At 40.1% G+C, this 22,500-nt stretch carries 15 protein-coding genes, 1 tRNA gene and 2 rRNA genes (1 of these 18 cut by a window edge); 6 read left to right on the forward strand and 12 right to left on the reverse strand.

The features are described 5' to 3' along the window. The 3 genes from B11cv2_RS05390 to B11cv2_RS05400 all read left to right on the forward strand — a co-directional run. A protein-coding gene (locus tag B11cv2_RS05390) for a Fur family transcriptional regulator (RefSeq protein WP_100693648.1) crosses the window boundary here: on the forward strand, positions 1-34 show its 3' portion. The gene continues 359 nt to the left of window position 1, outside the view; 34 of the gene's 393 nt are visible here — the last part of the coding sequence; its start codon lies off the left edge, out of view; the stop codon is at positions 32-34. Between the two features lie 141 nt (positions 35-175). Continuing rightward, positions 176-1,264, forward strand: a complete 1,089-nt coding sequence (locus tag B11cv2_RS05395) for an HlyD family secretion protein (protein ID WP_199570326.1) — start codon at positions 176-178, stop codon at positions 1,262-1,264. A 20-nt stretch (positions 1,265-1,284) separates the two neighbouring features. Further along, positions 1,285-2,877: a DHA2 family efflux MFS transporter permease subunit gene (locus tag B11cv2_RS05400; protein ID WP_100693649.1), complete on the forward strand. Its 1,593-nt coding sequence runs from the start codon at positions 1,285-1,287 to the stop codon at positions 2,875-2,877. A gap of 185 nt (positions 2,878-3,062) precedes the next feature. Here the strand turns inward: B11cv2_RS05400 and B11cv2_RS05405 are convergent, their stop codons facing one another. The 7 genes from B11cv2_RS05405 to groES form a co-directional block, all read right to left on the reverse strand. Next, entirely contained in the window at positions 3,063-3,629 is a 567-nt protein-coding gene (locus tag B11cv2_RS05405) for a GNAT family N-acetyltransferase (protein ID WP_100693650.1), read from the reverse strand. A 73-nt stretch (positions 3,630-3,702) separates the two neighbouring features. Then, complete coding sequence (locus tag B11cv2_RS05410) at positions 3,703-4,836, reverse strand: type III PLP-dependent enzyme (protein ID WP_100693651.1); 1,134 nt, start codon at positions 4,834-4,836, stop codon at positions 3,703-3,705. A 646-nt stretch (positions 4,837-5,482) separates the two neighbouring features. After that, positions 5,483-6,400 carry a rhodanese-related sulfurtransferase gene (locus tag B11cv2_RS05415; protein ID WP_100693652.1) on the reverse strand — a complete coding sequence of 306 codons (918 nt, stop codon included), beginning with the start codon at positions 6,398-6,400 and terminating at the stop codon, positions 5,483-5,485. A gap of 487 nt (positions 6,401-6,887) precedes the next feature. After that, positions 6,888-7,718 carry a ferredoxin--NADP reductase gene (locus B11cv2_RS05420; RefSeq protein ID WP_100693653.1) on the reverse strand — a complete coding sequence of 277 codons (831 nt, stop codon included), beginning with the start codon at positions 7,716-7,718 and terminating at the stop codon, positions 6,888-6,890. A gap of 592 nt (positions 7,719-8,310) precedes the next feature. Then, entirely contained in the window at positions 8,311-8,649 is a 339-nt protein-coding gene (locus tag B11cv2_RS05425) for a zinc ribbon domain-containing protein YjdM (RefSeq protein WP_100693654.1), read from the reverse strand. Between the two features lie 195 nt (positions 8,650-8,844). Further along, positions 8,845-10,488: a chaperonin GroEL gene (gene groL, locus B11cv2_RS05430; RefSeq protein WP_100693655.1), complete on the reverse strand. Its 1,644-nt coding sequence runs from the start codon at positions 10,486-10,488 to the stop codon at positions 8,845-8,847. Positions 10,489-10,544: 56 nt separating this feature from the next. Then, entirely contained in the window at positions 10,545-10,841 is a 297-nt protein-coding gene (gene groES, locus B11cv2_RS05435) for a co-chaperone GroES (protein ID WP_035007457.1), read from the reverse strand. Between the two features lie 289 nt (positions 10,842-11,130). On the opposite strand from groES, the gene fumC reads away from it, so the two are divergent. Then, positions 11,131-12,519 (forward strand): class II fumarate hydratase, encoded by a 1,389-nt coding sequence (gene fumC, locus B11cv2_RS05440; RefSeq protein ID WP_100693656.1) that lies wholly within the window; start codon positions 11,131-11,133, stop codon positions 12,517-12,519. Between the two features lie 30 nt (positions 12,520-12,549). On the opposite strand, the gene B11cv2_RS05445 is transcribed toward fumC, so the two are convergent. Beyond that, positions 12,550-14,178: an alpha-D-glucose phosphate-specific phosphoglucomutase gene (locus B11cv2_RS05445; RefSeq protein WP_100693657.1), complete on the reverse strand. Its 1,629-nt coding sequence runs from the start codon at positions 14,176-14,178 to the stop codon at positions 12,550-12,552. 187 nt (positions 14,179-14,365) lie between these two features. On the opposite strand from B11cv2_RS05445, the gene B11cv2_RS05450 reads away from it, so the two are divergent. Continuing rightward, entirely contained in the window at positions 14,366-14,890 is a 525-nt protein-coding gene (locus tag B11cv2_RS05450; RefSeq protein ID WP_100693658.1) for a peroxiredoxin, read from the forward strand. A 124-nt stretch (positions 14,891-15,014) separates the two neighbouring features. On the opposite strand, the gene hisS is transcribed toward B11cv2_RS05450, so the two are convergent. Then, positions 15,015-16,502, reverse strand: coding sequence for a histidine--tRNA ligase (gene hisS / locus B11cv2_RS05455; RefSeq protein ID WP_100693659.1), 1,488 nt, complete (start codon positions 16,500-16,502; stop codon positions 15,015-15,017). Positions 16,503-17,094: 592 nt separating this feature from the next. Here hisS and B11cv2_RS05460 point away from each other — a divergent pair. Continuing rightward, the gene (locus B11cv2_RS05460) at positions 17,095-18,192 is read left to right on the forward strand and encodes a TIGR04086 family membrane protein (RefSeq protein WP_100693646.1); all 1,098 of its coding nucleotides are present in this window, start codon (positions 17,095-17,097) and stop codon (positions 18,190-18,192) included. Between the two features lie 646 nt (positions 18,193-18,838). Here B11cv2_RS05460 and B11cv2_RS05465 read toward each other — a convergent pair. From B11cv2_RS05465 to B11cv2_RS05475, 3 genes are all read right to left on the reverse strand, one after another. Beyond that, positions 18,839-18,915: transfer RNA gene (locus B11cv2_RS05465), tRNA-Met, on the reverse strand. Positions 18,916-19,003: 88 nt separating this feature from the next. Then, positions 19,004-19,118: ribosomal RNA gene (gene rrf, locus B11cv2_RS05470) — 5S ribosomal RNA — on the reverse strand. 87 nt (positions 19,119-19,205) lie between these two features. Beyond that, positions 19,206-22,018 (reverse strand): 23S ribosomal RNA (locus B11cv2_RS05475). Between the last annotated feature and the right edge of the window lie 482 nt (positions 22,019-22,500).

Below are 22,500 nucleotides of genomic sequence, written 5' to 3' on the forward strand. Positions count from 1 at the left end.
AAAAGGTACCTGTAAAAAATGTACTACAAAATAATATTTTTATACTTGTAAATTTCCGTATCAAGTATATATGTGTCACTCTTGTATTATCCGGAAAGCTTTTCTCACTGCTATGTGCGTAAAATGTGGATGTGCGAGTGTATTTATTATATATCGAATTGAAAGTAATAAATCCATGTCTACGTCAATTTTTTCAATAAATGCTCTCAGAAAAACAAAACACAAGAAACTAATTAATACTCTTCTGCTTATTTTTGTGCTTTTTATATTTTGGTTTAGTTATAAATGGTTGGCACACTGGCGTTATATGCTTACAACTGACGATGCTTATGTACAAGGCGATATTTCTGCTATTTCCCCCAAATTAAGTGGATATATTGAAGAACTTTCTATCAAAGCCAATCAAGCTGTGAAAAAAGGTGATATCCTCTTTCGTTTAGAAAGTGGTGATTATCAAATCGCCTTAGATCAAACAAAAGCTCATCTCAATACACAACAGAAAGTTCTGATGCGTATTGATGCACAAATTGTAGCAGCCCATAGTGCATTAGACGATGCTCAAGCACAAAAAGCAGCTGCTTCAGCCATAGAAACCAATGCACAACTCACCTTACAACGAATCATGGAACTGAAAACGGATCGTTATGTTTCCCAATCTAATGTTGACAATGCCAAATCAGCTTACGAACAAGCTATTGCTAATGTTACACGGGCTGATGCGCAAATAGCTGCAGCACGTGCTAATATTCAAGTATTAGAAGCACAACGGCATGAAGTAGAAAGTCAAACAAAAAATCTTGAACTCGCGCATGACAAAGCAAAACGTGATCTTGATTCAACTATTCTACGTGCTCCATTTGATGGAATTATTGGAAATTTAACAGCAAAAAAGGGGGATTTTGTCGTTAATGGTCAACGCCTTGCTGCCTTAGTTCCCATCCATGCACTTTATATCGAAGCAAATTATAAAGAGACACAATTGCAAAATATTCAAAGTGGACAAGCTGCTTATATCTCCGTTGATGCCTTCAAAAAAGATGTATTTGAAGGTACAGTGCTTTCTGTTTCGCCCGCAACAGGAGCTGTTTTTTCTCTTTTGCCACCACAAAATGCTACTGGTAATTTTACAAAAATTACGCAACGTATTCCTATTCGTATTTCTATTCCTGAGCATGCGTTAAAAAGTGGAAGAATCAAGGCAGGAATGAGTGTTACCGTAACCGTTGACACACGAACCAGAACACAAAATAAAGATCCTTTATAACAAAGTTAAATGATTCTATCATGAAAAATCCTACATCTCCTGCACCTATTGATTCCACTGCATCTACTGATGCTAAAGAGGACATAGAAATGCGTAAAGTCATAGTCTTCATAGCTATGACTTTTGGTATGTTCATGGCTATTTTAGATATTCAAATTGTTTCTTCATCTTTAGCTGAAATTCAAGCCGGTTTATCAGCCAGTGCTGATGAAATTTCATGGGTTCAAACTGCTTATCTTATTGCTGAAGTTATTATGTTGCCTCTTTCTGGTTTTTTAGGGCGTTTATTATCAACACGGGTTTTTTTCAGCCTCTCGGCAACTGGCTTTACCATTGCATCTATTCTTTGCGCTACAGCAACATCTATTGAGCAGATGACCTTTTACCGTGCACTCCAAGGCTTTATTGGTGGAGGCATTATTCCCAGCGTTTTTGTTGCTTCTTACACACTTTTTCCTCCCTCTAAACAATCAATCGTTTCGCCTATCGTTGGCCTAGTCGCAACATTAGCGCCCACGATTGGTCCAACAGTGGGAGGATATCTCTGTCATGTCTTATCATGGCATTGGCTTTTTCTCATTAATGTACCCTTTGGAATTATTATCTCAATTTTAACTTGGAAATTAATTGATTTTGATAAAGCAGAGCCCTCTCTAATAACTAAATTTGACTGGTGGGGTCTTTTCTCTATGGCAATCTTTTTGGGATCATTAGAATATATTTTAGAAGAAGGTGCACGTCACGATTGGTTAAAGGATCAACTAATCTTCAATCTTTTCATTATTATGATCTTAGCAGCTAGTTTATTTTTTTGGCGAGCTTTCACTGCTAAAGAACCAATTGTTGATCTCACAGCTTTTTCTAATCGAAATTTTTCGATTGCAACAATTTTCTCCTTTATGCTTGGAATAGGACTTTATGGTCTTACCTATCTTTATCCTGTTTATTTAAGTCAAATACGTCATTATGATGCTCTTATGATTGGAGAAACACTCTTTATTTCAGGTTTAGCTATGTTTTTGACGGCTCCTATAGCTGGATTTCTTTCAACACGTATTGATGCACGTCTTATGATTGCTATAGGACTCACCAGCTTTGCATGGGGAACCTGGCTAGCCACTGCGGTTACCGACGATTGGGGTTTTTGGGAACTCTTTTGGCCTCAAATTTTTCGTGGGTTTTCTATTATGCTCTGTATGGTTCCCATTAATAACATTGCCTTTGGGTCATTATCACCAGAGAAAATGAAAAATGCCTCTGGGCTTTTTAATTTAACGCGCAATCTCGGTGGTGCAGTAGGACTTGCTATTATCGGTACTGTTATGATGGAACGTTCTGATCTCCATTATGGACGAATAGCTGAAACCATTCATGCAGGAAATATCCAAGCAACTGAAATGCTTGCAAAGCTCACCATGTATTTCCATTCTTATACGTTTGATCCACATGCCCTTGCCTTATTACAACTTTTTGGTATCGCTTTCACACAAGCGACAGTTATGGCTTTTAGCGATATTTTCTTTATGATGACTATTCTTTTTAGCCTTTTAACCTTCTTAACCGTTTTTCTTAAAAAAATATCACCCTCTGCTGATATTCCTCACGGACATTAAGTTTTATGTTATAAAGGGTAATAGATATTTATGGTACTGAGTGTATCAACAAAAGAATTTAATCGTATTCTTAAGCATCAATGATATGACTTATTAATGAATGAAAAACGAAAAAACACCCTCAGCGTTATTACGAGCAAATAAGTAAAATAAAACACTCTAAAATCTTAAGCTACTTTATAATGCTAATTATGGCTTAAATCCTGTAGGTCTCCACTTGAAACTAAAAGACCATGACATCCAATAAGATATTGAGGGATCAATTCCAAGGCCTGAAAACGGTGTTTTTCATAAGCTCCAGGCATAGCGAAATTTTTTGTTAAATGACTTGAAAAACCAAAACGCTGATAAAATTCAGAGTCTCCCACGAGGAAAATAGCACCATGGCCTAATTGTTTTGCAGTTTCAATTGAATGCTGCATTAAGACTGACCCAATTCCTAGACCAGAATATTCAGTTGCTACAGCTAAAGGCCCTAAAAGCAAAGCATCTTGAATCTCATTTTGCCCTTTGTGAAAAGTAACATTCCAAAGACGTACACTTCCTACGAGCTCATCAAGAAAATTTTTAACAACAAAAGAAAGCCCAAAAGCTGGAAACCGGCCGCAACGTAAAATTTCTGATGATTTATGTTTACGTTCTTCTCCCATGATCAAATCGAGAAGTTTCTCTCGATGAAGAGCATCGGCTTCTTGCTCAGACATAAGCGTAAAACATGCACCATTTTTTGCTTGAAAATGAATCTTTTTCATCTCTGTCACCCATTAAACCGCATTTTAAACACCCCATTAGGCCCAAATAGAGAGGTACCTTATATACAAAATCTCAAATCACATACGATCGTAAAGGCTCAAAACCATTAAATGCAACAGATGCATAAGTTGTTGTATAAGCACCGGTCCCATGAATCAAGAGCTCATCACCTATTGTTAGAGAAAGAGGAAGCAAATAAGGCGTTTTTTCATACATAATATCTGCTGAATCACATGTCGGACCAGCTAAAATACATGGCTCCATTGCTTTATCATCATAAGCTGTTTCAATAGGATAGCGAATGGCTTCATCCATAGTTTCAGTCAGACCATTAAATTTGCCTATATCAAGATAAACCCAACGGACATTATCATTCTTTCCTTTTTTAGAGATAAGAACAACCTCTGTGCGTATAACACCGGCATTACCTACCATCGCACGCCCTGGCTCAATAATTGTTTCAGGAATACGATTTCCAAAATATTTTTTCAATGAATCAAAAATGGCCATACCATAGGTTTGCACTGTTGGAATATCTTTCAAATAACGTGTCGGAAAACCACCACCCATATTCACTAATTGCAACTGAATACCTTCTTGTTCCAAAGATTTAAAAACAAAAGCTGTATCCGATAAAGCACGATCCCATGCATTCAAATCTGTCTGCTGAGAACCCACATGAAAGGAAACACCATGGGCCTGCAGACCTAAGTGATGTGCATAACGTAAGACATCAACAGCCATAGAAGGAACACAGCCAAATTTTTGCGATAACGGCCACTCTGCTCCTTCTCCATCAGTAAGGACGCGGCAAAAAACACGAGCTCCCGGTGCAGCACGAGCAACTTTTTCTACTTCCTCAAAACAGTCAACGGCATAAAGTGAAATACCAAGCGCATGCGCACGCGCAATATCACGCTCTTTCTTAATCGTATTACCAAAAGAAATACGATTAGCTGTAGCACCTGCCGCTAAAGCCATTTCAATTTCTGCTACAGAAGCAGCATCAAAAGACGATCCTAAAGAAACAAGCAAGCGCAAAATCTCAGGTGCTGGATTTGCTTTAATTGCATAGAAAATACGTGATTGTGGAAGAGCCTTTTCAAAATTTAAATAATTTTCATGAACCACATCAAGATCAACAACTAAACAGGGACCTTCAGAACGATGCGTTGCAAGAAAATCGCGAATACGTTGCGTTGCCATTTGCACTTCTCCCTAGGGACAAGACATCCCTAACTTTACGCCAATGAGCAGCAAACGCTGCCAATAGCAAAAAAACAAAAGACATACATCCACCCTCTCACCCGATTAAAAACAACCAGGAAGAAACAAGCATTGCATGCCACGAAAAAACAGCGCGAAAACCGCATTGTTCTACGTTGTCTGCCTTTTTGATTGGAGTTGAGAAGCCAATTCCGCACTGAAGGCAATGAGGTGTGCCTCTTTAGTTATCCCAGCATTTGAGCAGCTGGAAGACACCAGAAAGGCCCGCACCGTCGTTGCTTCAAGATGTCCTCATTCTTTTGATTGGTCACAAGAATGACTGGAGCGGTTAGTTCCAGGTACCGTACCGGTTAATCTCACCATTTGAGAACCAGCGGACACCCACAGGCACGTGCGACTTTGGGCAACATCGCATATAAAGCCAATTTTTATTCATTTCAATCATTTTTTTTAATTTTAAAACTTTTTTAACTTGTAATCAAAAAATGATGCAAAAAAGAAACATATCATTCGGAAACGAGAATAAGCTTGTACCTTTATTCTGTTTCTGTATATCTAACAATAAATTGGAGAGTGCTCAGTCTTAAAATATTCTTCTTTTTAAAAATGATATAAAAGAAGGCTTTTATTGTTCACAATAAGGATACGCTGCACGCAATTTTAATAACTGAAATTGTCTATGACGTTCCCGAAAGCGTTGTCTATCACTTTCATCCCGCGTATTATAGCAAGCATCACAAGAGACACCTTCTTCATAATGAGAGGATAGCTTATCTTCAGCACTAAGAGGGGAGCGGCAGGCGCGACACAATTCGCGTCCACATTCTTCGAGACCATGTCCTACAGAAACACGCTCATCAAAAACGAAACACTCTCCCTGCCATAGGCTGTTTTCCTTTGGGATAGTTTCCAAATATTTGAGGATACCGCCTTTTAAGTGATAAACTTGATCATAACCAAGGCTACGGACATAAGCGGTTGATTTTTCACACCGAATACCTCCTGTACAAAACATAGCAATTTTCTTTTTCTTTTTCAAATCGCTTTCATGTTTCATAATCCACTCAGGAAATTCACGAAATGTTTTAATACAAGGATCAATGGCTCCTTGAAAACTCCCAAGCGCATATTCATAATCATTCCGTGTATCGATTAAAAGTGTTTCTTCATCTTGGATAAGAGCATTCCAATCTTCAGGTTCTACGTACGTTCCAACGACTTTTAACGGGTTAACATCTTCAATCCCCATTGTTACAATTTCTTTTTTTAGCCGCACCTTCAGACGATGAAAAGGCATTTTTGAAGCCCATGAATATTTAATCTCGGGCATTTGAAATGTAGGCTCTGCAGTGATAAAATCTATTAACTTTTCAATTGCACTGCAGGAACCAGCAACGGTGCCGTTGATTCCCTCTTTTGCTAAAAGAAGAGTTCCCTTAATGCCATTTGTCTGACATAAATTCAGCAAAGGCTTTTGCAATTGACTATAATGCTTCAAATCTGCAAAGCAATAAAGAGCGGCAACTTTAAATTTCTTTTCCATGACATGGACATAACGTGGGTTTTATTTAATTTCAAGAACTATTCGTCCTTTTCTTTTATATTATTCTGTCATTTGCTTCTAAACGCAGAATATCTTTTTATGAAAAGAGAACACCCTTATCAAAAGAAAATTGATACTATCCCAGCATCATCGCTCCTCGCTTATTATGATTATACATAAAGGTAATTATTTTTACTACTCACATGCGCCTCTCAAATAAGGAAGACATGACAAATGATGCATACCTTCATTTTTAGCCGAAGTTTCTGATGAAATCACCCTTCTTCAAACACTCAATAATTTCTTGTTCAAATATAATTTTTCTTACAGAAAGCTACACATAAGAATACTTTATCACTCTCTGTATTCATCTAACAAATAGATAGAGTTCCAAAGGCAATTTATTGAAATGTTTTCCCACATCAATCGGAATGGAAAAATTTAAAAACGAATGAGCACCTTTTATCCTGTAAAACAGGTCGTTCTCTTATCCTACAAAAGCCCGTTCCACAACATAAGTCGCCGGAGCATTATTGGCTCCTTCAACAAGACCAAAGGTTTCACATATCCTAGCACAATCCTTTAGCATTGCCATCGAACCACAAATCATAACACGATCTTCTGTAGGATTGATTTTCGGCAATCCAGTTCTTTCAAAAAAAGCACCGCTTTCCATAATAGTGGTAATGCGTCCCATATATTCTGAAGGTTCTCGGGTGGTCATAGGATAAAATTTCAACTGTTTTACATATTCACCAACTAACGGATCATGCTCTAAAGAAGCAACAAGGTCTTTCGCATATGTCAGTTCATTACACGCACGCGTTGTTTGAATAAGCACCACCTGGGAAAATTTTTCATATGTTTCAGGATCACGAATAAGACTTGCAAAAGGAGCAACACCTGTCCCTGTTGAAAGAAGATAAAGACGTTTTCCAGGAATAAGAGCATCAAGAACTAAAGTTCCAGTCGATTTTTTACGCATTAAAACTGTATCACCAATTTTAATTTTTTGAAGATGTTCTGTTAATGGTCCCCCTAAAACCTTGATCGAAAAAAATTCAAGTTGTTTATCCCAATATGGACTTGCAATCGAATAAGCGCGATAAATTGGCTTTTCTGCATTCGGCAAACCAATCATAACAAATTCGCCTGAACGAAAACGAAAACTTTCTGGACGATTAAGACGAAATTTAAATAAATTATCTGTATAATGATGAACTTCTTGAACCGTAAGCGCAAACACATTTTCAGGAATTGGAAAACTTAAAGCAACATTCTCGATATTTGATTGAACATTGGTTGCTGATGCGCTCATAAACTCTTCCTTATATTTTTATGCAACATTTAATCACACATTTTATAAATAGTATAATTCTTGCACAATCATCTACTTATATTTCTTTACAACAAAAACTATTGATTCAATAGTTTATACTGAATTGAGAATAGATATGTATTATACTATGAATGCAAAAGGAAAAAAATGGAATAACGAACAGTAAAGTCAAGTGCAACGGCAATAACTGTAGTCTTATAGAATCCCGATATAAAGATATTTTTTCTCTCATTTAGCATCCATGGCATTTTTCACCAATGACTTAAATTCTTAACGAATAAGATCCAAAATACAATAATATTTTATGATTACGCTCTATTTTCTTTTACTGGCTCTTTTCATAAACTTGTGACATTTTTTAATAACATATTTTTCAACAATGCTTATGAAGTGCGTAAAGGATAGGACAGGAGAAAAAAAGAATATTTTTCTCTCTATAATAAAACAAAGAGCGATTAAAAATTGTATACTTTCTCGCACAGTAAAAATGAGTATTTTGACGCCCTTTTTTCTCTCTTTCTTCTTATGATTAAAAAAGAGATCATCAGTATAGGATGATCATTTTTTGGTATTAAACTTTTTTTACAAATTCTGATTTTAAAGCCATCTGACCAATCCCAGGTATTTTACAATCAATATTATGATTTCCCTCTACCAAACGAATATTCTTAACCTTTGTACCGCTTTTTAAAACAGATGAAGATCCCTTTACTTTAAGATCTTTAATGACCATCACGCTATCACCATTTGCTAAAAGCTGACCATTAACATCATAAACTTCAAAAGAGATGGGAAGCTTTTCATTATTGTTTTGAGGCCACTCATGCGCACATTCAGGACAAATAAAATGATCATTGTCTTCATAAGTATAAAGACCATCACACTGAGGACACTGAGGCAATTGAGTCATACATCCCGCCTTTGTTCAAGAGAAATTATTTATCGTAAATCATGCATCCAAGAAAACAAGAAAAAAGATCTACTAGACACAAGATATACTGAAATAAGTAAAGCAAAAATTTGTGAGCTGATTTAATTATAAAATAAAAGAATAAGAAAAACGGGCCAGTAGGCCCGTTTTTCTTTTATCTTTGACGAAGGCGACTTAGAAATCCATTCCGCCCATTCCGCCCATTCCACCACCGCCCATTGGAGGCATTGGTGTCTCTTTCTTCGGAAGTTCAGCAACCATTGCTTCCGTTGTGATAAGAAGGCTTGCAATTGATGCAGCATTCTGTAAAGCAGAACGAACAACTTTTACTGGGTCAACAATTCCCAAAGCAATCAAGTCACCAAACTGTCCTGTTGCAGTATTGTAACCAAATGTATCTGAATTATTTTCAAGCACCTTGCCAACAATAATTGCCGCTTCTTCACCTGCATTCATCGCGATCTGACGTGCTGGAGCTTGTAAAGCACGGCGTACAATGTGAATACCAGCTTCTTGATCAGGATTCTTTCCTTTAACAGTCAATGCATTTGCAGCACGCAAGAGCGCAGTTCCACCACCAGCAACAATACCTTCTTCTACAGCTGCTCGTGTTGCATTCAAGGCATCATCAACACGGTCTTTCTTTTCTTTCACTTCAACTTCTGTTGCACCACCAACACGAATAACGGCAACACCACCAGCAAGTTTTGCGAGTCTTTCTTGCAGTTTTTCACGATCATAGTCAGAAGTTGTTTCTTCAATCTGTGCTTTGATCTGGTTAACACGTGCAGTAATTTCAGCCTTGTGTCCAGCGCCATCAATAATGGTTGTATTTTCTTTAGTGATGTTAACTTTCTTTGCACGTCCAAGCATATCTAAGGTAACATTTTCAAGCTTAATGCCAACATCCTCAGAAATAACCTGACCCGATGTTAAGATAGCAATATCCTCTAGCATCGCTTTACGGCGATCACCAAATCCTGGAGCTTTAACAGCAGCGATTTTCAAACCACCACGCAATTTATTAACCACAAGGGTTGCCAAAGCCTCACCTTCCACATCTTCTGCAATAATAAGGAGAGGTTTACCCGATTGCACAACTGCTTCAAGAACAGGAAGCAAAGATTGCAAATTAGACAACTTCTTTTCGTGAATAAGAATATAAGGATCATCAAGATCAGCGACCATTTTTTCAGCATTTGTCACAAAGTAAGGAGACAAATAGCCACGGTCAAATTGCATACCTTCAACAACTTCTAATTCAGTTTCAGCTGTTTTTGCCTCTTCCACTGTGATGACGCCTTCATTGCCCACTTTTTCCATAGCATCGGCAATCATTTTCCCAATTTCAACAGCACCATTTGCGGAAATCGTTCCAACTTGCGCAATTTCTGCTGAAGTTTGGATTTTTTTCGCTTTTTTGAAAAGATTTTCAACAACCTCTTCAACAGCTGCATCAATCCCACGCTTGAGATCCATTGGATTCATTCCAGCAGCAACAGCTTTTACACCTTCTTGTACGATTGCTTGCCCTAAAACAGTAGCCGTTGTTGTTCCATCACCTGCAATGTCATTGGTTTTCGAAGCCACTTCGCGCAACATTTGTGCGCCCATATTTTCGAACTTATCTTCCAATTCAATTTCTTTTGCAACAGATACACCGTCTTTTGTTATACGAGGCGCACCAAATGATTTATCAATTACCACATTGCGCCCTTTAGGGCCGAGCGTTACCTTAACAGCATTAGCAAGGATATCAACACCGCGCAATAAACGCTCACGCGCTTCACGGCCAAATTTGACTTCTTTAGCAGCCATTTAATTTCTCCTTGGAGTTGTCTTAAATAATCAAATAAAATACTTTAGAAATTGGATTAACCCAAAATTCCCATAATATCAGACTCTTTCATGATTAAGAGGTCTTCACCATTAATCTTAACTTCAGTTCCAGACCATTTGCCAAACAAGACGCGGTCTCCTGCTTTCACTTCTAGAGGAACGCGCTTTCCATTATCGTCGAGAGCACCATTCCCAACTGCAATAATTTCACCCTCTTGAGGTTTTTCCTTTGCTGTATCAGGGATGATAATCCCACCAGCTGTTTTATTTTCAGATTCAACCCGACGAACAACGACACGATCGTGAAGTGGGCGGAATTGTATATTAGCCATGTTTTATATCCTTAAAACTTAATATAACTGAATTAATCTTAAGTTCCTGTTAGCACTCTCTTGCGACGAGTGCTAACAATAAAGTAAATATAAAAATGCCTTGTTACAATGTCAAGGGTTCTCAATAAAAATTAATCTGCACCTTTTTGTCGTCCTCCGTTTTCTTTCGTGGAAAATTTGAGCAATAGTCTTGTTAACTGTTTTCCATTATAAAAAATTTTAGCACTTAATTTTTCTTTGATGAATCTATAGTATAAAAAAACTTAAATGAATCATCATAGGGGTCGTCATGCTTACAACTCGTCAAGAAACTGATAGTTTTGGAACAATCGCCGTACGTAATGATCGTTATTGGGGAGCACAAACGGAACGTTCCCTTCATCACTTTAATATAGGGATAGAAAAACAACCCTTGACCGTAATTTATGCCTTAACTCTTATTAAAAAAGCCGCAGCACTCGTGAATATGGAAAAAGGAAAGCTTCCGCAAAATATCGGGCAGATGATTGTTACCGCGGCTGATGAAGTCCTTGCAGGAAAATTCGATGCTCATTTTCCTCTTTCTGTTTGGCAAACAGGTTCCGGCACACAAAGCAATATGAATGTCAATGAAGTCATTGCCAACCATGCTAATGTACTTTTGGGAGGAGCTCTTGGAAGCAAAACACCAGTTCACCCAAATGATCACGTGAATATGAGCCAATCCTCAAACGATTCCTTTCCCACAGCCTTACATATTGCCACCACACTGCAAACACGCCAACATCTGTTACCAACTCTCGATGCCCTTATTGCAAGCCTACAGAAAAAAGAAAAAGAATTTACCGACATCATTAAAATCGGGCGAACCCATACTCAAGATGCAACACCTCTCACACTAGGACAAGAATTTTCAGGCTATCGCACCGCTCTAGAAGCCAATCGCTCACGAATTGAAACAGCACTCACCGATGTTCAAATGCTTGCTCAAGGAGGTACAGCAGTCGGAACAGGTCTCAATGCCCCATCGGGCTTTGATAAAGCATTTGCCGAAACAATAAGCACTCTTACAGGAATCCCTTTCAAAACCGCTCATAATAAATTTGAAGCGCTCGCTCATCACGGAGCTCTTACGCATTTTCATGGCAGCCTCAACGCCTTAGCAGCTGACCTATTCAAAATTGCCAACGACATTCGTTTCTTAGGATCGGGGCCTCGTTCAGGACTAGGTGAATTAAACCTTCCAGAAAATGAGCCAGGTTCTTCTATTATGCCGGGAAAAGTTAATCCAACACAATGTGAGGCTTTGACCATGATTGCCTGCCAAGTCTTTGGCAACCATAGCTGCATCACATTTGCTGCCAGCCAAGGACATTTCGAACTCAATACCTATAAGCCGGTCATTGGATATAATGTGTTGCAATCACTGAATCTTTTAGGAGACTGTATGCGCTCTTTTGAAAGATATTGTATTCAAGGATTACAAGCAAATAGAGAGCATATTCACGCTTTGATGGAACGTTCTCTCATGTTGGTTACTGCTCTTGCCCCAGAAATTGGATATGAAAAAGCAGCTGAAATTGCCAAAACCGCCTATAAAAATGGGACAAGTCTCCGTGAAGAAGCTTTAAAAGCAGGTGTTTCTGCCACTGATTATGATCGACTTGTTGATCCCAAAAAGATGCTTCACCCACAATAAGAGAAAAATTATTGCTCAAGAAAAAAGTGTTTATGTAATAATATCAGGCTGTTTGCGTCCTAAATAATGGTTGATTTTTAACACCTCAAAAGCGGCTTGTTTTAAAGGGTGAAGAGCTTGTTGTGGATCTTGATTATGCTTACAGGGATCTCCCTCATACTGTTCAAGATAAAGCCGAACAAGAGCTCCTGTTGTTCCCGTCCCAGAGAGACGGACCACTAAACGTGCCCCATTGTCAAAAAAAATACGGACCCCTTGCCGTATACTCACACTATGATCAATGGGGTCATGATAAATAAAATCATCGGCTTTTTCGACCGTTAATCCAACCACTTTTGTTCCTGGCTCTGGTAAGCATGCGGATAATTGTTCTACCATTGCAAAAGCTTTGTGGGACTCTACCTCTTCATAATCATACCGTGAAAAATAAAAACGTCCGTAGGTACGCCAATGTTGTTGCGCAATTTGCGCCACAGTTTTTTTTGTAACAGCAAGAAGATTCAGCCAGAACAAAACAGCCCATAATCCATCTTTTTCGCGCACATGACTTGACCCTGTACCAAAGCTTTCTTCCCCACAAAAAGTTATTTTTCCAGCATCAAGAAGTGTTCCGAAAAATTTCCACCCCGTTGGAGTTTCAAACAAATTCAATCCTTTTTTCTCTGCAACGCAATCGACAGCACGACCAGTTGGCATAGAGCGTGCAACGCCCACAAGACCTTGTCGATATCCTTTAATTAAAGAAGCATGATCAGCCATAATAGCAAGAGAATCAGAAGGAGGGATAAATTGTTGGCGACCAATAATAAGATTACGATCCCCATCGCCATCAGAAGCCGCTCCCAAGTCAGGTCCTTTCTCTGACATTAATAAATCATATAAATCCTTAGCATGAACCAAATTCGGATCTGGATGTTTGCCACCAAAATCCGGTAAAGGTACTCCATGAACAACTGTTCCTTCAGGAAATCCTAAGCATTTTTCAAAAATTTCTTGCGCATAAGGGCCCGTCACAGCATGCATTGCATCAAACCGGAAGGTTAATCCCTCAGAAACGGCTTGAGCAATACACTCAAAATCAAAAATTTCCTGCATCAATGCACTATAATCTGCAACAGGATCGATAACATCAACCTGCATAGACCCGATAAATACCGTCCCTTGCCTATCTAAATCGATCTCTGAAGCATCAACAATTTTATAAAAAGACAAATTTTGTGATGCAGCAAAAATAGCATTACACAAAGAAGTAGGTGCTGGTCCCCCATGAGAAATATTATATTTTATCCCGCAATCACCCTGTTCCCCTCCAGGATTATGACTTGCCGAGAAAATAATCCCACCATGAGCATGATACTTGCGAATAAGATGCGAAACAGCAGGTGTAGATAAAATTCCGCCTTTACCGACTTTAATACATCCAACACCATTGGCAGCAGCCATTTTCAACACGGTCTGAATAAGCGTGCGATTTAAATAGCGTCCATCTCCTCCCAAAATGAGCAATTTTCCCTGCAGAGGTCCTACAGTATTAAAAATAGATTGAATAAAATTTTCAACATAATGAGGCTGTTGAAAAGTCGATACCTTTTTGCGCAAACCAGACGTTCCAAGCTTTTGATCTTTAAAAGCCGTTGTCGAAATAATATTCACCGTCATACTGACTCCTGCAAAGCATTATGACTTGATTTAAGCATGAACACTCTCTTAAAATTGATCATTAATTCCTCTTGACGCAAACATAAAATACCTGCAAATTAAAGAGACTATACGACATCATTAAAATATAAACAAAACTCGAAATTGTCGGAAATACCCTTCTTATATAAAGCACAGGAGTGCAATCATGTTTAGAAAAAAAGTTCCTAATGTTATCTTCCACACACGTGTCCGTGATGAGTCAGTGAGTGGTGATAATCCTTATCGGTGGCAAGATGTCAACAGCGACACTTATTTCAAAGGAAAACGGGTTATTCTTTTCTCTCTGCCCGGAGCCTTTACCCCCACTTGCTCAACTTTTCAACTTCCTGATTTTGAAAAACTCTATGATGAATTTAAAAAAGTAGGTATTGATGAAATTTATTGCGTTTCTGTAAATGATGCTTTTGTTATGAATGCATGGGGAAAAGACCAAGGCATTAAAAATGTGAAACTTATTCCCGATGGATCGGGTGAATTTACACGGAAAATGGGAATGTTGGTTGCCAAAGATAATATCGGTTTTGGCATGCGGTCATGGCGCTATGCTGCTGTGATTCAGGATGGCATAATTGAACAATGGTTTGAAGAGCCAGGCATATCAGACAATTGTGCCACAGATCCTTACGAAGTCTCCTCACCGCAAAATATTTTAAAGATCCTACAAGGGTAATTGTAGCGGTTATTTTCCCACCTGATTTTTCCCTCCCTTCCCTCATTTTTGATATAAAAAAGGGAAGGGATTTTTAAGGTTTTTGCGTTCCTAAAGATTCTGTAATTTTTAAGCCTTAAAGATTCTATGATCTTTGAGAAATGAGAATATTTTGAACTGCTTGAACGAATTGAGCTTCATCGACAGTTATTTGTGCTGGTCGACTTTCGCGCCATGTTTGATTATCTTTAATTTCATGGGATAAACGTGCTCCCTCGACCAAATCTTTGATCTGAATTTTTCCTTCTTGGCGCTCTTGTGCCCCCTGAATAACTACACAAGGCGCACGACGTCGATCAGCATATTTCATCTGTGCTTTAATCCCTGATGTACCTAAATAGAGTTCAGATCGAATCCCCGCTTGGCGTAAACGCATAACCATTTTTTGATAGCGTACAAGAGCTTCTGGTTCTTTATCCATCATTAAAACCACAACGGGACCTATCATTTCCTTCACAGGAAGTTTGCCAAGATTTTGCAAAGCAGATATCAAACGTGAAACACCAACAGAAAAACCTGTTGCTGGAATGTTTTCCCCACGAAAGCGAGCAACCAACCCATCGTAACGTCCCCCTCCACCTACAGATCCAAACACAACTTTTTGCCCATCATCATTAAAAATATCAAAAAGTAGGGCAGCTTCAAAAACAGGTCCTGTATAATATTCTAGTCCTCGCACAACTGATGGATCAATTTTGATACGGTTCTGATAGCCATTTTTAGAAAAAATCGCTTGCATTTCTTCAAGCTCACAGAGACCTTCAAGTGCTTGAGAACTATGCTCAACCATCTTTTTCAGATTATCAATTGTTTCCTCAGCTGTCTCAGCACTAACAGCCATCAAAGCAAGAACACACTCAATTTCTTTGTCCTTTAGTCCCGCTCCTTTGGTAAAATCACCACTTTCATCCAAACGCCCCTTCCCTAAAAGCAAGCGAACACCTTCTGAACCAAACTTATCGAGCTTATCAATAGCTCTCAGAACAGTTAAGCGCTTCTCCTCCTGCTCCTTTCCGCCAAGACCAATCAATCCTAAAATGCCGTCCAAGATCTTCCGATTATTCAAACGAATAACATAATCTTCCTGCTGAATCCCTAATCTTTCTAGACTATCTGCCGCCATCATGCAGATTTCTGCATCAGCCAACACCGTTGGTGCCCCAACAATATCGGCATCAAATTGCATAAATTGTCGAAAACGTCCTGGTCCTGGCTTCTCATTCCTAAAAACTGGCCCATAACGATAGCTTCGATAGGGCTTAGGTAAAGTTTCAAAATTCTCGGAAAAATAACGAGCTAGCGGAGCAGTCAAATCATAGCGTAAAGACATCCATTGCTCATCATCATCTTGCAAAGAAAAAACACCCGCATTTGGTCGATCTGAATCGGGCAAAAATTTACCAAGAACATCCGTATATTCAAAAATCGGCGTTTCCAATGCCTCAAAACCGTAAAGTTCATAAACCTCACGAATTTGAGCAACCATTGTTTCAATACTATATAATTGCGCGCTTGTGCGGTCAATAAAACCGCGGGGTAAACGGGCTTTTGTTCTTTCTTGTTTCATAGCCATTGTTTTTCTCTAGCAGCAATGTGTCTTGATAGATCACTGTGTCTATCTTATCATAACAAACGCTGCAACGATTTTATATAATTGCGGTTATACACCACCACAATATCGCCTCTATCACCAACTTAATGATATCAATTGTTTCCCTAAACGTGCCATCAAAGAAGCTAAAAAACAACATATAATCAGAAAGCTTTATCTCATAAAATCTTTCCTCACGCTTTTAAAATCATTCTCTTAAGGCCTTTTCCAATTTCTTATTTGATATTTATTTATTGTATATTTGGACTATTTTTCTGTTATCTGTTGCTTACTTTAAAATGCTCAGTGAGTTGACAGTTTTTGTTTTTTTTCATTTTTATGTTTTTTTTGTATGGTTTCTCCTTTTGAAGAAGTCTGAGCAATATTGTTTGTGGGATTTTCTTTTTTCACAGTGCGGAGTGAGATAGGCTATACTCGCTGCGTATTATTTTGTCTCCTTCTTAAGCTTTTTAGCATTTTGATTTCAGTTTATTTTTTGTTTTTTTCATTTTTTTTGGAACTTGCATTGTTTTTTCTCATTTTAATTTCAAGAATTATTGAAGGAGAGAGAGATATGGAAACGCGGATCCCAACGAAGCATCCCTTAGAGCGACATTTTACAGGCGAATTTTCTTTAGAGACGGAGAGTTGTCACTATAGGCCGTCTGTTTTATCTTGGTCCTCGATTTTTGCTGGATTACTAACGCTTTTAGCAACATCGGTTTGTTTTTCATTTTTGTTAGCCGCCTTAGGCTTAAACCAAATGACCTTTTTTTCTCCCTTTTCACTAGAGAAGAGTTTTCTCTCTGTTGGAGTGAGTTCGATTTTTATTTTTTGTCTAAGCTTTGGTCTTGGAGGTTATGTTGCTGGTCGTTTTTCGGATCACTCAGGAGCGCTTCACGGTTTTTTGACTTGGGCTCTTTTTATGCTTTTTGTGGCGCTTCAAAGTGCAATTTTACTTTCTGGCGCAGCTCATTTAGGCGCTAAGACTGTTTCAGGAGTTGCAACAACAACGAAACAAGCGATCAGTGATTTTGGTTCAGAAGGTGGCAAACTTGTTCCTCTCACAGACCGTAAAAATTTTGAGGATTTTTTCAACGATAAAGGTAATGCTCTGTTTGATTTTAACAAACTCAGCAATGACTTACAGGCACTTTTAAATAAAAGTGATATTCCAGCCCTCAATCCGGACAATCTCTATAACGCTTATAGAGAATCAGTCAAAGACCTCCGTTCTACCATCACATCTTTTAAGAATGATCCTTCTAACTATCGTCTTTTGGTTAAACAACTCGGCGAACGCCTTTCGGATCGTGTTAAAAAGCTCAATACCCAGATTGATCGTCGCGATGTTATCCATCAGTTGACAAACAATGGGCTATCACAAGCTGAAGCAGAAAATACTGCAGAGCGTGCGATTGATATTTATCAAACAGCGAACAAAAAAACTAAAGAAGCTATTCAATCGCTGAACAAACAGGTAGAAGCTCTCTCACAGAATGGTACTGTTCAGAAAGGAGCCAAAAACAGTTTTGAGCTTGCGGATAAGGCCATAAGCACAGCTTCTAAGATTGGATTATGGAGTTTTTTTGCGAGCCTTCTTGGTGCAGTAATTGCCAGCATTTCTGGATATTATGGTCATAAGAGACGTTCTCATTCTTACACATTGTAAAATTTCGATTTTGAAACAAAAAAAGGCTTGTCAGCCTATAAGAACTCTACAAAGCAAAACCAGCTTTACAAAAGCTGCACCACATGTGCAGCTTTTTTATTAAAGACCCTTTTTCTTTGAAGCAGCCTAGATATTTTCCCTCATGATGCACCATGCCATCAAAACGGACCACTCATCTGAGACGGATCCTCTTCCCGTTTCTCTCTTGACGTCTGGCACATTAATTTGAAGCGGCCTAGATATTTTCCCTCATGATGCATCCATGCCATCAAAACGGACCACTCATCTGAGACGGATCCTCTTCCCGTTTCTCTCTTGACGTCTGGCACATTGATTTGAAGCGGCCTAGATATTTTCCCTCATGATGCATCCATGCCATCAAAACGGACCACTCATCTGAGACGGATCCTCTTCCCGTTTCTCTCTTGACGTCTGGCACATTGATTTGAAGCGGCCTAGATATTTTCCCTCATGATGCATCCATACCTTCAAAATGGACATCTCATCTAAGAAGGATCTTTTTCCAGTGGTTTTTTATTATTCCCCAACAACACCGCTCCAAAGAGGAAGCAGTCCTTTTTTGTATTGGATCGCCTACCGATCTCTTGTCGAGCTTATTTTAAGGATTATTTTATTAATACAAGACTGGTTGCGGGGGCAGGATTTGAACCTGCGGCCTTCAGGTTATGAGCCTGACGAGCTACCGGGCTGCTCCACCCCGCGTTACCGAAGAATTGTCGCAGAAAGAACACGACGATTTTTAGATCTTTTTTTAAAGAGTGTTGAAGAGTTCTTTCTATGCGCTTAGCAGACCTGGCAGCGACTTACTCTCCCGTGCCTTAAGACAAAGTACCATCAGCGCTGGAACGTTTCACGGCCGAGTTCGGAATGGGATCGGGTGCAGGCGCTCCGCCATAACCACCAAGTCAGCGAAGAGCATAGAAAGAAAAGAGAAGTTGTCTTATTGCTATTTTAATTTGTTCTGTTTGTTTAAATGAATAGAGGGAATGAGAACGATCAAGCCTATCGAACGATTAGTATCAGTAAGCTTCATATGTTACCATACTTCCACACCTGACCTATCAACGTGGTGGTCTACCACGGTTCTCAGGGAATACTCGTTTTCAGGTGGGTTTCCCGCTTAGATGCCTTCAGCGGTTATCCCGTCCGTATATAGCTACCCTGCTATGCGGCTGGCGCCACAACAGGTCCACCAGAGATACGTCCATCCCGGTCCTCTCGTACTAGGGACAGATCCTGTCAATATTCCTACACCCACGGCAGATAGGGACCGAACTGTCTCACGACGTTCTGAACCCAACTCACGTACCGCTTTAAATGGCGAACAGCCATACCCTTGGGACCTGCTCCAGCCCCAGGATGCGATGAGTCGACATCGAGGTGCCAAACAACCCCGTCGATATGGACTCTTGGGGGTCATCAGCCTGTTATCCCCGGCGTACCTTTTATCCGTTGAGCGATGGCCCTTCCACACGGGACCACCGGATCACTATGACCGTCTTTCGACTCTGCTCGACTTGTCAGTCTCACAGTCAGGCAGGCTTATGCCATTGCACTCAACAAACGATTTCCGACCGTTCTGAGCCTACCATCGCGCGCCTCCGTTACTCTTTAGGAGGCGACCGCCCCAGTCAAACTACCCACCATACACTGTCCTGGATCCGGATAACGGACCGCAGTTAGACATCCATGTCGATAAGGGTGGTATTTCAAGGACGACTCCACAAAGGCTTGCGCCCCTGCTTCAAAGTCTACCACCTATCCTACACATATCGCCACAAATGCCAGTGTAAAGCTATAGTAAAGGTGCACGGGGTCTTTCCGTCTAACCGCAGGAACCCCGCATCTTCACGGGGAATTCAATTTCACTGAGTCTACGTTGGAGACAGCGGGGAAGTCGTTACGCCATTCGTGCAGGTCGGAACTTACCCGACAAGGAATTTCGCTACCTTAGGACCGTTATAGTTACGGCCGCCGTTTACTGGGGCTTCAATTCAATGCTTGCACATCTCCTCTTAACCTTCCAGCACCGGGCAGGCGTCAGACCCTATACATCGTCTTGCGACTTCGCAGAGCCCTGTGTTTTTGGTAAACAGTCGCTACCCCCTGGTCTGTGCCACCCTTTAACGGTTGCCCGCTAAAGGGTCACGCTTCTTCCGAAGTTACGCGTGCAATTTGCCGAGTTCCTTCAACGTAGTTCTCTCAAGCGCCTTAGTATTCTCTACCTGTCCACCTGTGTCGGTTTCGGGTACGGTCTATACGTGGGAGCTATTTCCTGGGATTCCTTCACTGCAAGATCAATCCAATAAGACCTTACAATTTACGCAATCCGTCACTTCCCACAGGTCCACGAATATTAACGTGGTTCCCATCGACTACGCCTTTCGGCCTCGCCTTAGGGGCCGACTCACCCTGCTCAGATTAACTTTAAGCAGGAACCCTTGGACTTTCGGCGAGGGAGTCTCTCACTCCCTTTATCGTTACTCATGTCAGCATTCTCACTTCCGATACCTCCAAGAGCTCTCACGAGTCTCCCTTCACAGGCTTACGGAACGCTCCGCTACCACTTACTCATAAGAGTAAATCCACAGCTTCGGTGTATGGCTTGAGCCCCGTTACATTTTCGGCGCAAGGACCCTTATTTAGACCAGTGAGCTGTTACGCTTTCTTTAAATGATGGCTGCTTCTAAGCCAACATCCTGGTTGTTTTGGGATCCTCACATCCTTTCCCACTTAGCCATAACTTGGGGACCTTAGATGGTGGTTAGGGTTGTTGCCCTTTCCACGACGGACGTTAGCACCCGCCGTGTGTCTGCCAGTTATTTCTTCCAGGTATTCGGAGTTTGGTTAGGTTTGGTAATCCGGTGAGGACCCCTAGCCCATCCAGTGCTCTACCCCCTGGAGAATAAAACTAACGCTCTACCTAAATAGATTTCGCGGAGAACCAGCTATTTCCGAGTTTGATTGGCCTTTCACCCCTAGCCACAAGTCATCCCAATCTATTGCAACAGATACGGGTTCGGCCCTTCAGTAAGTGTTACCTTACCTTCAGCCTGCTCATAGCTAGATCACTCGGTTTCGGGTCTAATCCAACGAACTGAACGCCCTGTTCAGACTCGCTTTCGCTACGCCTACACCTATCGGTTTAAGCTTGCTCGTTAGACTAAGTCGCTGACCCATTATACAAAAGGTACGCCGTCACCCAGAACGTATCTTGGGCTCCGACTGTTTGTAGGCATTCGGTTTCAGGTTCTTTTTCACTCCCCTTGTCGGGGTACTTTTCACCTTTCCCTCACGGTACTGGTTCGCTATCGGTCATGCACGAGTACTTAGGCTTGGATCGTGGTCGACCCATATTCAGACAGGATTTCACGTGTCCCGCCTTACTCAAGGACTTAAATCAGATTTACGTATACGGGACTATCACCCTCTTTGGTTTGATTTTCCAATCAATTCTACTTTTCTTAACTTAAGCCACTGGCCTGGTCCGCGTTCGCTCGCCACTACTAACGGAGTCTCTTTTGATGTCCTTTCCTACAGGTACTTAGATGTTTCAGTTCCCTGCGTTCGCTTCTTACACCCTATTTTATTCAGGTGTAGATACCTTATTTGTGATTACTAGAAAATTAAACCGCTTTTTATGAAAGCAGCTTAATTTTTCTAGCAATCTAAGGTGGGTTGCCCCATTCGGAAATCTACGGATCAAAGGGTATTCGCACCTCCCCGTAGCTTATCGCAGCGTATCACGTCCTTCTTCGCCTGTGCATGCCAAGGCATCCACCAAATGCCCTTAAGACACTTGATCATTCTCATTGCCAATATTCATTTATCAATTCGTCTATGCACAATCATCGAGATAAAATTGATTTAAAAACCATGCAATCTCTATAATCAGCACACAAAACAAAAATATCAGCAGAAAAGACCAACTTCTCGAGATATATTCAATGGCACGGTTAAGTTGCCAATCATTAAGCAAGGAATTTGAGCGTTTCCTTGCGACACATTATTCTACTCAAAAGATTTCCTCAATGAAAAGGTCTTGTTCTTTTGTCCTTATAAACTCTCACTTGAGTGTATAAATTAAGCTCTCTTCTACAAGAGAAAAAAGCCTCTATGTTTGAACAAATCCCAACAGAGCTTTTTAAAGCTATGCTGCATTTTAAAAATCTTCTTTTTAAGCCATCCACCCTTTCAAAATTTCTTTCACAAGGATAAAAGGAAGCAAAAAATGTCTGAATATACCTTCTTCTTCACGATTTCAATAGAACAGGCAAAGAGATTACT

It is taken from the genome of Bartonella sp. 1-1C, assembly GCF_002810325.1.
Lineage (GTDB): Bacteria > Pseudomonadota > Alphaproteobacteria > Rhizobiales > Rhizobiaceae > Bartonella > Bartonella rochalimae.

Bases quoted from the DNA above. Each gene is read 5' to 3' on its own strand.
- B11cv2_RS05395 (WP_199570326.1), top strand. From the start codon at position 176: ATGTCTACGTCAATTTTTTCAATAAATGCTCTCAGAAAAACAAAACAC.
- B11cv2_RS05400 (WP_100693649.1), top strand. From the start codon at position 1,285: ATGAAAAATCCTACATCTCCTGCACCTATTGATTCCACTGCATCTACT.
- B11cv2_RS05405 (WP_100693650.1), bottom strand. From the start codon at position 3,629: ATGAAAAAGATTCATTTTCAAGCAAAAAATGGTGCATGTTTTACGCTT.
- B11cv2_RS05410 (WP_100693651.1), bottom strand. From the start codon at position 4,836: ATGGCAACGCAACGTATTCGCGATTTTCTTGCAACGCATCGTTCTGAA.
- B11cv2_RS05415 (WP_100693652.1), bottom strand. From the start codon at position 6,400: ATGGAAAAGAAATTTAAAGTTGCCGCTCTTTATTGCTTTGCAGATTTG.
- B11cv2_RS05420 (WP_100693653.1), bottom strand. From the start codon at position 7,718: ATGAGCGCATCAGCAACCAATGTTCAATCAAATATCGAGAATGTTGCT.
- B11cv2_RS05425 (WP_100693654.1), bottom strand. From the start codon at position 8,649: ATGACTCAATTGCCTCAGTGTCCTCAGTGTGATGGTCTTTATACTTAT.
- groL (WP_100693655.1), bottom strand. From the start codon at position 10,488: ATGGCTGCTAAAGAAGTCAAATTTGGCCGTGAAGCGCGTGAGCGTTTA.
- groES (WP_035007457.1), bottom strand. From the start codon at position 10,841: ATGGCTAATATACAATTCCGCCCACTTCACGATCGTGTCGTTGTTCGT.
- fumC (WP_100693656.1), top strand. From the start codon at position 11,131: ATGCTTACAACTCGTCAAGAAACTGATAGTTTTGGAACAATCGCCGTA.
- B11cv2_RS05445 (WP_100693657.1), bottom strand. From the start codon at position 14,178: ATGACGGTGAATATTATTTCGACAACGGCTTTTAAAGATCAAAAGCTT.
- B11cv2_RS05450 (WP_100693658.1), top strand. From the start codon at position 14,366: ATGTTTAGAAAAAAAGTTCCTAATGTTATCTTCCACACACGTGTCCGT.
- hisS (WP_100693659.1), bottom strand. From the start codon at position 16,502: ATGGCTATGAAACAAGAAAGAACAAAAGCCCGTTTACCCCGCGGTTTT.
- B11cv2_RS05460 (WP_100693646.1), top strand. From the start codon at position 17,095: ATGGAAACGCGGATCCCAACGAAGCATCCCTTAGAGCGACATTTTACA.